At 61.2% G+C, this 11,683-nt stretch carries 11 protein-coding genes; 6 read left to right on the top strand and 5 right to left on the bottom strand.

The features are described from left to right. Positions 1 to 103: 103 nt before the first annotated feature. The 3 genes from nadA to B7Y89_RS07610 all read right to left on the bottom strand — a co-directional run bounded on the left by nadA (position 104) and on the right by B7Y89_RS07610 (position 2,751). A complete protein-coding gene (nadA, locus tag B7Y89_RS07620) occupies positions 104 to 1,102 on the bottom strand; it encodes a quinolinate synthase NadA (RefSeq protein ID WP_292937249.1) in 999 nt (332 codons plus the stop codon). A gap of 93 nt (positions 1,103 to 1,195) precedes the next feature. Next, a complete protein-coding gene (locus B7Y89_RS07615; RefSeq protein WP_292937247.1) occupies positions 1,196 to 1,855 on the bottom strand; it encodes a DUF4230 domain-containing protein in 660 nt (219 codons plus the stop codon). Then, positions 1,837 to 2,751: an MBL fold metallo-hydrolase gene (locus tag B7Y89_RS07610; protein WP_292937272.1), complete on the bottom strand. Its 915-nt coding sequence runs from the start codon at positions 2,749 to 2,751 to the stop codon at positions 1,837 to 1,839. The genes B7Y89_RS07615 and B7Y89_RS07610 overlap by 19 nt, the downstream gene beginning before the upstream one ends. Positions 2,752 to 2,848: 97 nt before the next feature. On the opposite strand from B7Y89_RS07610, the gene B7Y89_RS07605 reads away from it, so the two are divergent. Beyond that, a complete protein-coding gene (locus B7Y89_RS07605) occupies positions 2,849 to 4,327 on the top strand; it encodes a glycerol-3-phosphate dehydrogenase (RefSeq protein WP_292937245.1) in 1,479 nt (492 codons plus the stop codon). Positions 4,328 to 4,463: 136 nt separating this feature from the next. Here B7Y89_RS07605 and B7Y89_RS07600 read toward each other — a convergent pair whose 3' ends face one another. After that, positions 4,464 to 5,006: a DUF1465 family protein gene (locus B7Y89_RS07600; RefSeq protein WP_292937243.1), complete on the bottom strand. Its 543-nt coding sequence runs from the start codon at positions 5,004 to 5,006 to the stop codon at positions 4,464 to 4,466. Between the two features lie 137 nt (positions 5,007 to 5,143). Further along, positions 5,144 to 5,341: a DUF465 domain-containing protein gene (locus tag B7Y89_RS07595; RefSeq protein ID WP_054107176.1), complete on the bottom strand. Its 198-nt coding sequence runs from the start codon at positions 5,339 to 5,341 to the stop codon at positions 5,144 to 5,146. Positions 5,342 to 5,594: 253 nt separating this feature from the next. Here B7Y89_RS07595 and B7Y89_RS07590 point away from each other — a divergent pair, with 253 nt between their 5' ends. From B7Y89_RS07590 to tilS, 5 genes are all read left to right on the top strand, one after another. Continuing rightward, positions 5,595 to 5,753 carry a DUF465 domain-containing protein gene (locus tag B7Y89_RS07590; protein WP_292937239.1) on the top strand — a complete coding sequence of 53 codons (159 nt, stop codon included), beginning with the start codon at positions 5,595 to 5,597 and terminating at the stop codon, positions 5,751 to 5,753. 364 nt (positions 5,754 to 6,117) lie between these two features. Then, positions 6,118 to 8,397, top strand: a complete 2,280-nt coding sequence (gene ptsP, locus B7Y89_RS07585) for a phosphoenolpyruvate--protein phosphotransferase (protein WP_292937237.1) — start codon at positions 6,118 to 6,120, stop codon at positions 8,395 to 8,397. A 129-nt stretch (positions 8,398 to 8,526) separates the two neighbouring features. Beyond that, complete coding sequence (locus B7Y89_RS07580; protein WP_292937236.1) at positions 8,527 to 9,549, top strand: helix-turn-helix domain-containing protein; 1,023 nt, start codon at positions 8,527 to 8,529, stop codon at positions 9,547 to 9,549. Positions 9,550 to 9,655: 106 nt separating this feature from the next. Further along, the gene (locus tag B7Y89_RS07575) at positions 9,656 to 10,630 is read left to right on the top strand and encodes a tetratricopeptide repeat protein (protein WP_292937235.1); all 975 of its coding nucleotides are present in this window, start codon (positions 9,656 to 9,658) and stop codon (positions 10,628 to 10,630) included. A gap of 13 nt (positions 10,631 to 10,643) precedes the next feature. Beyond that, positions 10,644 to 11,630, top strand: a complete 987-nt coding sequence (gene tilS / locus B7Y89_RS07570) for a tRNA lysidine(34) synthetase TilS (protein WP_292937234.1) — start codon at positions 10,644 to 10,646, stop codon at positions 11,628 to 11,630. Positions 11,631 to 11,683 lie beyond the last annotated feature (53 nt).

The following is an 11,683-nucleotide window of genomic DNA, read 5'->3' as shown; positions in this document are numbered from 1 at the left end:
ATAGGCTTGAAATAGAACCACTATTCCTGCGCCTATCCGCCTTGCACCAGGCCATTTTGCCTCAAACCTCGAAGGCGGGATTAATAGGTCCTGACCCTAACCCCTAACCCCCAAACGGCCGCGCCCCAAGATCGCCCATGCCGACGGTGCCGCTGGCCATGTCGAGCATGCGGTCGAGGCTCTTTTTCGCGGCCAGACGCAGCGGTTCTTCAATCTCGATGCGGGGCTGCAAATCGCGCAGGGCGATGTAGAGCTTTTCCATCGTGTTGAGCGCCATGTAGGGGCAGATGTTGCAGTTGCAGTTGCCGTCGGCGCCCGGCGCACCGATGAAGGTCTTGTCCGGAATCGCCAGTTCCATCTGGTGGATGATGTGCGGTTCGGTCGCCACGATCAGCGTATCGCCGGTGAACGTCTTGGCAAATTGCAGGATGCCGCTGGTGGAGCCGACATAATCGCAGTGATCGATGATGTGCGGCGGGCATTCGGGGTGACCTGCTACCGGCGCACCGGGGTGCTGCGCCATCAGCTTGAGCAATTCGGTTTCCGAAAACGCTTCGTGCACGATGCACACGCCCGGCCACAACAGCATGTCACGCCCGAACTTGCGGTTCAGGTATCCGCCCAAGTGACGGTCCGGGCCGAAGATGATCTTCTGTTCGGGCGGGATCTGCGCAAGGATCGTCTCGGCGCTTGATGACGTCACGATGACGTCAGACAGCGCCTTCACCTCGGTCGAGCAGTTTATGTAGGTCAGCGCGATGTGATCGGGGTGGGCTTCGCGAAACGCCTTGAACTTGTCGGGCGGGCACGAATCTTCAAGGCTGCATCCGGCATCCAGATCGGGCAGGACCACGATCTTCTGCGGGGAAAGGATCTTGGCGGTATCGGCCATGAACTTCACGCCGCAAAACGCGATCACTTCTGCGTCGGTGGCTGCGGCCTTGCGCGAAAGCTCGAGTGAATCGCCCACGAAATCAGCCAAGTCCTGAATTTCCGGACGCTGGTAATAGTGCGCAAGGATCACCGCCTTGCGCTCGATCCGCAAACGGTCGATCTCGGCGCGCAGATCAAGGCCGGCAAGGTTGGTTGGTTGAGCAGTCATGACGTCACGTTCTCCCACCCGGCGGATCATGCAGGGCCGAACCGCGGACTTAGGGACCGCTCGGCGCTCTCGCAATAGGAATGGTATTGTCGGTCAGTCGAAAGTGACGACGACTTTGGCTTTGGTATAGCCTGCAACTTGCAGCGGGATCGAAAGGTTCTGGCTGATCGCTTCCTTCGCAGATTGCCGCGCAAGGTTCATCAGCACCGGATTTCCGGCCTGGGCAATGGCTTGGCCTTCTGCCAGCTTGGTATTGTCACGCGTCAGCTTGTCCTGCGCCTCACGGCTGATCCAGATGCCATCGCGCAGATATTGCGCACGCGCCTCGTCAAGATTGGGGCGGCTTACTGTCAATGGTGGCAGTTTCACCCCCAGCGTTTGGGTTTGCGCATTCCACGAAAGCCGCTCACGCCCGATGCTGGCAAGGTTGATCGTGTAATCCACCCGCGCCGGAATCACCGCCACTTGCTTGGAATTGACTAGCCCGAACAGCCGTGAATCATCGCTGGATACGACCGGTGCCAATTCCGCGCTGAACACGGTCAGCTTGTCCTGTTTTTCAAATGCAACAAGGCTGGTGGTCAGCGGATCGCCAATGTCTTCGGGCTGCAACAGCTTCCAGCCAAGGAACACCGCCGCAGCCAAAGCCAGCAAGAACAAACCCCACGGCAACATCGATGTGCGCGCAAGTGTTGTCTGATGATGCGGTAGGACCGCAGATGGGGGTGAAGGGTTCAGGGTTGGATCATCCATTGTTCACCCCTAACGGCCACGCGGCCTTGCCGTTCCAGATCGATCAGATGCGCCAGCACCGAACGCCCTGCCGCGCCATGCAGCCGTTCATCCAAGCCTTTGTACATGGCCGCGACGAAGGCGGGAATGACGTGCGGTCCAGCCTCTTCCAGCAAGCGCACAATCTGGCGTTCGCGCTGGCGGCGGTGGCCCAGCATGCCGCGCACCAGTTGGCGCGGATTATCGATCTGCGGCCCGTGCGCGGGATAGAGCACGCGGTCTTCGCGGTCATAGAGCTTTTGCAGGCTGGCCATATAGGCCGCCATATCACCATCGGGCGGCGATACGACCGAGGTGGACCAGCCCATCACATGATCGCCGGTAAACAGTGCGCCGCTCTCTACTACGCTGTAGCACAAGTGATTGCTGGTGTGGCCGGGCGTTGCCACCGCTTCCAAAGTCCAGCCATCGCCGGCAAGCCGCTCGCCATCGGTCAACACGCGGTCGGGCCTATATTCGGCATCAAACGCGGCATCGGCGCGCGGACCATCATCGACCAGCGCCAGCGGAGCGCAGCCGATGATCGGCGCGCCACTTGCCGCCTGCAAGGGGCGCGATGCAGGGCTGTGATCGCGGTGCGTGTGCGTACACACAATGGCCACGATCCGCGCATCGCCCACCGCTTTCAGGATCGCCTCGACATGGCCCGCACCGTTGGTATCGGCATGGCCTGCCGCACCTGTATCATCCGGCCCGGGATCAATCACGGCCACTTCTGCGCCTGCGCCCACGATATAGGTCTGCGTGCCGGTGAAGGTATAAGGCGAAGGATTGGGGGCCAGCACGCGCCGCACCAGCGGCTCAAGCTGTTCGGACAGGCCGGTGGGCCAGTCTTCGCGGTTCGGAATGGGGGGCATCTGGGCCATGCCTCCTGCTATGGGGACTGCGCGGCATCCATGCAACCTTGGCCATGCAACCTTGCGCATTGGCGCCGGGCGTATCAATGTGGCCGGGATGGAGCGCGAATATGAACTGGGCCACTACGATCTCGCCGTGATCGGCGGCGGCGTGAATGGCGCGGCGATTGCGCGTGATGCCACCGGGCGCGGGCTATCGGTGCTGTTGCTGGAACGCGGCGATCTGGCGCAAGGCACCTCGTCTGCATCGACCAAGCTGATCCACGGCGGTTTGCGCTATCTTGAGCACCGCGAATTTGCGCTGGTGGCCGAGGCGTTGCACGAACGCGAAGTGCTGTGGCGGCAGGCTCCGCATATTGTCTGGCCGATGCGGTTCGTCCTGCCCATCGTGCCCGAAGGCCGTCCGTGGTGGATGCTGCGCACGGGGCTGTGGCTTTATGACCGGATCGGGGCGCGCAAGGTGCTGCCGCCCACCACGCGCGTGAAGCTGGAAGGCCGCATGGGTCTTCAGCCCGAAGTGCGGCGCGGTTATGAATATTCCGATTGCTGGGTGGATGATGCGCGGCTGGTGGTGCTGCTGGCGCGCGATGCGGCAGATCGTGGCGCCGATGTGCGCACGCGCTGCGCGGTGACTAAGTTGACGCGCGAAGGCCATTTGTGGGGCATTGAAGCAGGCGATGAAACTTTTCACGCCGCCATGACGGTCAACGCCGCCGGACCGCAAGTGGGGCAGGTGATGGACACCGCCCACGCGCCGCGTCCCGGCCTGCTGCGCCGCGTGCGTGGTTCGCACATCGTTGTGCCGCGTCTGCACGATGATCCGCGCGCCTTGTTTCTGCAATTGCAGGACGGGCGCGTGTGCTTTGCCATTCCGTGGCAATATGCCTTCACCCTGATCGGCACGACCGATAGTGAAGAAGGTGCCGACGCAGACCCCCCGCAGGCCAGCGAGGCCGAGATCGCCTATCTCCTTAATGCCGCCAACCAGTATTTCCGCCGCAGTTTGAAGCGCACGGATGTGGTCCACACTTTTGCGGGCGTGCGCCTGTTGGCCGATGATGGCTCGGGCCGTCCGGAAGCTGCGACGCGTGGATACCGGTTCGATCTGGATCGCGGCACCGATCATCACTCCGCCCCGCTGCTCACCGTGCTGGGCGGCAAGATCACCACGCATCGCACGTTGGCAGAGGCCGCACTGGAACGTCTTGGCGTCATGGAAAATGCCGGATGGACCGCCACCGCGCCCTTGCCCGGCGGCGATTTCACCCCCGACGGGCTGGACGAGGCCGACAATACCGCGCCGGTGGAGCAGGAAATCCTCGCTCAGGCGCAACACTTGTCCCGCCCCACCGTCCACCGCCTCGCCCGCGCCTATGGCACCGAGGCCTTGGGCTTTGTGCGCGGCGATATGGGGCGGCATTTCGGCCAAGGCTTCACCGAAGCCGAACTGAACCACCTCACCACCCGCGAATGGGCACGCACCACCGACGACGTCCTGTGGCGGCGCTCCAAACTTGGGCTGTGGTTCAGCGAAGATGAAGTGGCCGCGTTGGGGGCAGCGCTGGAGGTGGGCTAGGGGGAGTTGAGAGGGTGTGCGTTGCCGCCCCCTCTCCCAACCCTCTCCCCTAAAGGGGTGAGGGCTAAGGCAATTCTTCACCCGCTGTCAGCCGTCCCAATGATCGTCGGCCCGGACCCGATCCGGGCTGAGGCTATTAAGCTGCGTCACCCACGGCTTGCGACAAGCGTTCACGCAAGCGCCGGACGGCACTGTCGCCGGAAAGGCCGGTCGTGCGCCATGACTGTTCCAGACGTTGGATGCGTTGGTACAACCGCTCGCTTTCGATCACCAGTTCGCGCACGTCTTTGGGCAGGGTTGCGACAATGTCGTCCTCGCTGGCGGGGAAATTGGCGATCAGCCGCCCGTGCCTGCGCAATTGCAGTTCCGAAAGTTCGCCCGCAAAATAGGCGCGATGGTTAAGCAGCCATGCCAGGCAATGCATCACCCGCGTCGTCGTGCGCAGTGCCTCGCACGAAATCTGGACGCGGTGCAGATCCTCGCCGTCGCCGATGCTGGTGCCAGTGCCGGTCGCGATGCTCTTGCCGATCCGTGCGCCCGTGCTGGCCTCAATGCTGGTCTGCGTCCCGATGCTTTGCCGCAGCCGTTCAAACCGCGCCCGTACGTTGTCTGCCAAGCACAGGGCTTCGGTATAGAGCGCTTCAACGATGCGCGGGTTAAGGCTGGGCATAAGGGCCATGGCATGCGCATAAGCTGGCAATCGCCCGACCGCTAGCCAGTGATCCACCAAGCCTGTGTTCAATCCTTGGACGTTTCTTAACGGGACATGTTGCAGTGCGGTGTATTTCTGCAATATTTTCCAGCAAACAATTGATATTAAGCAATAATGTCGGGGATCAGATAATCCTCGATCATTGCGATCTGATCACGCAACAGCAATTTGCGCTTCTTAAGGCGGGCGATCTGCAGTTGATCGCGCGCGCCCGCGCCGGTCAGGGCATCGATCGCCGCATCAAGATCGCGATGTTCAAGGCGCAAAGTGGCAAGCCGCTTGCGCATTTCCTCTTCAGTCACGTTTCGCTTTACTCCCACGATCGATCAGGTGCCGCCAAGATACCAGATGTTAACACAACTTACGGTCTAACCCGTAATGGATGCACTCCGGCGCGGTTTGGCTTGCAAGATACGGCGAATGTGGGAGCATGACAACGCGCTGCCTGATGAGTCGGATTCATTTCGTGCAATCAGCCGCCAGACAGCGCCGCCCCGCACGGGGTTGGCCTGTGCGGGTTTCTGATGGGGGCTTTCACCCTTAAGGAGGATACGCATGGAATCGACGCATATCAGCGCTCTTCAAACCAAGCACGCCGGCATTGAACGGCAGATCCAGGCCGAAATGACCCGGCCTCTCCCGGACGAAACGCTGGTAGCCCAACTCAAGCGAAAAAAGCTCAAGATCAAGGAAGAGTTGTCGCGATTGCATTGATGCCGCGCACCACCTGATCACCAGGAGCCGCCCCACCCGGGCGGCTCTTTCTGTTTGGGGCTTATTCCGTTCGGCAACGTCAACCCTTAACCCCGTCATGCTGAACTCGTTTCAGCATCCATTTCTCCCCGCGAACCGCAGTGTGCCTTGATGGATGGATCCTGAAACAAGTTCAGGATGACGAAAGTGCAAGAGCCGTATGTGAGCGTGATAATGAACAAACACGTTCACGTTTAACAAGTCTGGCTCACCCCTTACGGGGTGTATCAGCGCACAACGCCCCCGCATACGAATGCCGCAAACCATTTCCCCACCACATCGGTTTTCACACGACATTCCCAAATGCCGCGCGCTAATGTAATTGATGATCATGCTTAGTGCCGTCGCCGCCGCCCGTCAGATCCTCACTTCGTTGCACGAGGTCATGGCCTCGCGCGCCGGTGCGCAGGCCAAGTTGAACCAGATCGTTGAAGTGATTGGCGAAAACCTCGATTCAGAGGTCTGTTCGATCTATCTTTTGCGCGAAGGCATGCTGGAATTGTTTGCCACGCGCGGGCTGAACCAGGCGGCGGTCCACGTCACGCGGCTGGCCACGGGCGAGGGCCTTGTCGGCACGATTGCGGGCAATGTCGAAACTTTGAACCTTGCCGAAGCCGCCGCGCACCCCGATTTTGCGTTCCGTCCGGAAACCGGTGAGGAAAAGTTCCACTCCTTTGCCGGTGTGCCGATTGTGCGGCGTGAACGCGCGGTGGGTGTGGTCGCTGTCCAGCATGTCGAACCGCGCCGCTATGAAGAGGTCGAGATCGAGGCGCTGCAAACCGTGGCGATGGTGCTTTCGGAATTGATCGCCAATGCCGAATTGATCGATGACGAAGAAACGCTGGGTGTGCCCGCGCACCTCACCGGCCCTGATCGCATCACCGGCCTGACGCTGGTCAAGGGCCTCGCCAGCGGGGTGGCGGTGTTCCACCAGCCCCGCGTCACCATCGAACACATCGTCGCCGAAGATACCGAGGCTGAACGCCAGCGGGTCTATCTGGCGTTCGACAAGATGCGCGAACAGATTGACCGCATGGCCAGCCAGGCCGAATTCGGCGTGGGCGGAGAGCATGAGGAGGTTCTCGAAACCTATCGCATGTTTGCTTATGACGAAGGCTGGTCGCGCCGGATCAACGATGCGATTGATTCAGGGCTGACCGCCGAAGCCGCGATCGAGCGTGTGCAGCAGCGCACCCGCATGCGCATGCGCCAGATCGATGATCCGCTGCTGGCAGACCGGATGCACGATCTGGAAGACTTGTCGAACCGTTTGCTGCGCACGGTTTCGGGGCAGGTTGGCACGGCGGCCAGCATGGGGCTGAAAGGCGATGCTATCCTGATTGCGCGCAATCTGGGGCCTGCCGAACTGCTCGAATATGATCGCCGCCGGTTGAAGGGCGTGATCCTCGAAGAAGGCTCGCTGACCGCGCACGTCGTTATCGTGGCTCGCGCCATGGGTATTCCGGTGGTGGGCCGCATGCGCGCATTGCGCGGCAAAGTGCGCGAGGGCGATCATTTGTTGCTTGATGGCGATCAGGGCGTGGTCGATGTCCGCGCCGCACCCAGCCTGATCGAGGCGTTCGAAGCGCGCTTTGCCAAGAACCGCGAACGGCAGGCGCATTATATCACCATGCGCGATGTTGAACCGTTCACTCGCGATGGCCAGCGCATTACCGTGCTGATGAACGCCGGTCTGCGCGATGATACGCCGATGCTGAATATGACCGGCGCGGACGGGATCGGCCTGTTCCGCACCGAATTCCAGTTTCTCGTCTCGGCCACGCTGCCATCGCGTGAACGCCAGACGCGGCTGTACCGTGATGTGCTGGACGCCGCAGGGGACCGTCCGGTGGTGTTCCGCACGGTCGATATCGGCGGGGATAAAGTCCTGCCCTATCTGCGCCATAACGATGGCCAGAATGAAGAAAATCCCGCGATGGGCTGGCGCGCATTGCGCGTTGCGCTGGAGCGCGGGGGCTTGTTAAAGGTTCAGGCGCGCGCCCTGCTTGAAGCAGCAGGGGGGCGCACGCTTCATGTGATGTTCCCGATGGTGACCGAACCGTGGGAATTTGATGCCGCCAAGCACGTGTTCGAAGGCCAGTTGGCGTTCTTGCGCAAACAAAAGAAGCTGCTTCCCGAAGCCATCCGCTATGGCGCGATGCTTGAAGTCCCGGCGCTGGCCGAATGCCTTGATATTCTGGCGCCCAAGCTGTCGTTCCTGTCCATCGGCACGAACGATCTGACGCAGTTTCTGTTCGCCGCCGATCGCGCCAACCCCAAACTGGCCGAGCGCTATGATTGGCTCTCGCCTGCGATTCTGCGCTTCTTGCGGCGCGTCGTGCAAAATGTTGCGCCCTTTGGCACCGATGTTACCGTTTGCGGTGAAATGGGCGGGCGCAGGCTGGAAGCGCTGGCTTTGCTGGGGCTTGGCATCACCCGGCTGTCGATCACGCCTGCTGCGGTTGGTCCGGTCAAAGAACTGGTCCGCAAGGTCGATATGAACGAAATTCGCGAGGCGATGGATGGATGGCTTGCCAATCCACCGCAAGATATGCGCGCGACGCTGGCTGAATGGGCTGCGTCCAAGGGTATAGAATGCGACTGATGTCTTGATACGGGCATTTCATCGCTGAAATGGGGCGTTTTCGTTAAATACCGTTGACTTTATCAACATTGCCGCGATTTCTTAACACTGGGTCGCAATGCTTATAAGCAATAGTACGGGAGTTATCCCTTGGCGGAAGCCGAAGGTCTGCAAGACATCACCAATGTTGATTCCACCCCGCTGCCTGCGGGCGAACCACGCCGACCAAGCGTGGCCGATACTTTGCGTGCCGCGCGCGAAGGTGCCGGGCTTGATATCAAACAGCTGGCCGCGCTTACCCGCGTAACCACCCGCCATCTTATCGCGCTTGAAGCGGGCGATTACGCTGCCCTGCCCGGGCGGCCCTATGCGCTGGGCTTTGCCAAAACATACGCGCGCGCGGTTGGCCTTGATGACAAGGCCATTACCGAAGCTGTGCGGGCTGAACTCAATCAGCAAGCACCACCGCCACCGCCGCGCGCTTTGAACCAGTTTGAAGTGGGCGATCCGGCCAAAACCCCGACGCGGCTGACGGTATGGCTGGCTGTCGGCGTGGTCGTGGCCATTGCGCTGGCGGGCCTCGTATTCTGGCGCAGCTATTATCTTCCTTCGGCAGATTTGCCGTCTTTGATCAGCGACGAACAGCCCGCTGCCAGCACATCGCAAGTTGCCGTTGTGCCTTTGCCCGCTGCCACGCCCAATGGTCCCGTCGTATTCACCGCCACGGAAGAGCGGATCTGGGTGAAGTTCTATGATCTGCAGGGCCAGCAAATCCTGCAAAAAGAATTGGCCATGGGGGAATCATTCACGATCCCGTCAGGCGCACAAGAACCGATGCTGCGCACCGCGCGCCCTGATGCTTTGTCCATCACGGTCGGTGGCCAGCCGGTGCCGCGCATTGCCGAGACCGAAGGCCTCGTCAAAGACGTGCCGGTCAGCGCTGCAGCATTGCTGGCGCGCGGCAAAGAACCCGCGCCTGCGCCAACTGCGGCAGCAACAACGGCACCAGCAGTAAACACCACGCGATCAGAGGTTTCTTCGACAACTGTCTCAAACCCGCGTCCGCGCCGCGAAGTCGCGCGGCGTCAGGCGCAAGACGCTGTAACAGTTCCGGTTGCCGATAGTGCGCCTGCGCCGCTGGCAGAAACTGCGCCTGCTTCCACCACAATGTAACTCACCCTATCTCGACTTGCGCGCCAGACTACGGCACTCTGCAAGTAATTGGGGTTTGAGGCGTGTGGTGTTCGGCATTGCACGCCGCAATTGCACGGGAATGACAATGACGATCAAGCTGCGCGGACCACTTCCGCTTGTTGCCATCGCGCTGGGGCTGACGGCCCCGTTCACAGCGCCGCTCATGGCGCAAACCGCACCCAAGGCTGCCACCACGCAGGTCGATCCCGAAATGCGCCTGCGCCGGATCGAGGCTGAAATCCGCGCGGTCCAGCGCAAGGTTTTCCCCGAAGGCGTCGGCAAGACGTTCGTGCCTGAAATCACCGCCGGGCAATCTGCTACCACGATTACCGGCACGCCTGCCGCGCCTGCGGTATCAGACTTGCTAGCGCGGATGGACGCGGTTGAGGCGCAGTTGGCGCGGTTGACCGCCCAGGTCGAAGAGGGTCAGAACCGCGCCGCAAAAATGGATGAACGGCTGGCCAAGCTGGAGCTTGCCGCCGCGCCACCTGCGGGTGAGCCCGATGTCCTGCCCGCAGTATCAGCCACCACAGCATCCGCGGCAAAGCCCGCTCCGGCCAAGCCTGCAACGCTTGCGCCAGCAGCGGCCAAACCCGCAACCGGCAAACCGCTCACGCCTTCGGCATCGCGCCTTGCCGCTGTGCAGGCCATTGAAAAGCCGACCGATGGTGATGCGGGGGCTAACGAATATATGTACGGCTTCCGCCTGTGGGAGGCCAAGTTCTATCCCGAAGCGCAGCAGCAATTGCAGATCTTCGTGGACCGTTACCCCAAGCACAAGATGATCAGCCTTGGCCGCAACTTGCTCGGCCGCGCGTGGCTGGATGATGGCAAGCCCGGTACAGCTGCGCAGTTCTTCCTCCAGAACTATCTGGCCGATAAAAAGGGCACACGCGCGCCTGACAGCCTGCTCTATCTGGGCGTCGCCATGGTCAAACTGAAAGACACTGAAAAGGCATGCGGTGCCTTTTCCGAACTGGCCGCGACATATCCTTCCGAAGTCGCCGGACGGATCAAGACGCAATATGATAACGCGCGCGCTTCGGTGAAGTGCAAATGATCGCAGGCGACATATGGGCGACTGCACCAGTCAGGGAGCACACCGCCTAAGCCCCGCTGTCGCCGCGCGATTTGCAGCGTCGTGGAGCGCGCTTGCGCCATCGGGAAGGGTCGGCCTTGCCGTCTCGGGCGGGCCTGACAGTCTGGCGCTGCTCTTGCTGTTCCACGAAGTTGCGCCGCGCAACTTCTGCGTCGTCACGGTCGATCATGGGTTGCGCCCTGAAAGCGCGGATGAAGCGGCGATGGTAGCCCGCCTTTGCGCCGAACGTGGCATTGCCCACACCACGCTCACCCTATCGCTTGCCAAAGGCAGCGCGGTTCAGGAACGCGCCCGCCAAGCGCGCTATGCCGCCATGGTCCAATGGGCACACGATCACGCCATTGCTGCGCTGGTCACCGCGCACCACGCCGACGATCAGGCCGAAACGATGGTCATGCGGCTCAATCGCGGCGCCGGTTTGCGCGGCTTGGCGGGGATGCGACCGCGAACCCCCCTCGGATACCCGCCCGACACCCCCTTACCCCTCCTCAGGCCACTCCTTCGATGGCGCCGGTCCGAACTTGTCGAACTCGTTGAAAATGCAGGGATAATTGCTGCAAGCGATCCCTCGAATCATGATCCGTCGTATGAACGCGTCCGCATTCGTGACTTCATGACGTCAAGCAATATCCTTGAAATTCAAGGTTTTGCAGCGTCAGCCCAACACCTCGCCGATGCCGATTCGGCTCTGGACTGGGCCACCGACCAACTCTGGTCCCAAGTAATACCCGCAACCGATGGTTTCACGTGGAACGCACCCGACCATGTACCAAATGCCCTGTCCTTGCGAGTTCTTGAGCGTATTCTTCAGGCCTTTGCCGCGCCGACTCCGCGCGGTCCGGACCTTGTCCGCTGGCTTGAAACGCTGCGGTCTGCGGGGGTTTCCACGCTCGGCGGGGTAAAGGGCGATGCGCGGGGCGGGCCATGGCGTTTCACCCGTGCGCCAGACCGCCGCACCTGACCTCAGGACAGGTCGCTCAAAAACGGATGCTGCGTTATATTGTGTTTCATAGT

The organism is Novosphingobium sp. 32-60-15 (assembly GCF_002280675.1).
Taxonomy (GTDB): Bacteria; Pseudomonadota; Alphaproteobacteria; order Sphingomonadales; family Sphingomonadaceae; genus Novosphingobium.
The sequence above is the reverse complement of the archived record's forward strand: the minus strand, read 5'-3'. Positions and strand labels throughout refer to the sequence as shown.

What these genes read in the sequence shown, in the direction of transcription:
- B7Y89_RS07610 (WP_292937272.1), bottom strand. Translation starts at nt 2,751, where the DNA reads ATGCCCCCCATTCCGAACCGCGAAGACTGGCCCACCGGCCTGTCCGAA.
- B7Y89_RS07615 (WP_292937247.1), bottom strand. Translation starts at nt 1,855, where the DNA reads ATGGATGATCCAACCCTGAACCCTTCACCCCCATCTGCGGTCCTACCG.
- B7Y89_RS07600 (WP_292937243.1), bottom strand. Translation starts at nt 5,006, where the DNA reads ATGGCCCTTATGCCCAGCCTTAACCCGCGCATCGTTGAAGCGCTCTAT.
- B7Y89_RS07605 (WP_292937245.1), top strand. Translation starts at nt 2,849, where the DNA reads ATGGAGCGCGAATATGAACTGGGCCACTACGATCTCGCCGTGATCGGC.
- ptsP (WP_292937237.1), top strand. Translation starts at nt 6,118, where the DNA reads ATGATCATGCTTAGTGCCGTCGCCGCCGCCCGTCAGATCCTCACTTCG.
- B7Y89_RS07590 (WP_292937239.1), top strand. Translation starts at nt 5,595, where the DNA reads ATGGAATCGACGCATATCAGCGCTCTTCAAACCAAGCACGCCGGCATT.
- tilS (WP_292937234.1), top strand. Translation starts at nt 10,644, where the DNA reads ATGGGCGACTGCACCAGTCAGGGAGCACACCGCCTAAGCCCCGCTGTC.
- nadA (WP_292937249.1), bottom strand. Translation starts at nt 1,102, where the DNA reads ATGACTGCTCAACCAACCAACCTTGCCGGCCTTGATCTGCGCGCCGAG.
- B7Y89_RS07575 (WP_292937235.1), top strand. Translation starts at nt 9,656, where the DNA reads ATGACGATCAAGCTGCGCGGACCACTTCCGCTTGTTGCCATCGCGCTG.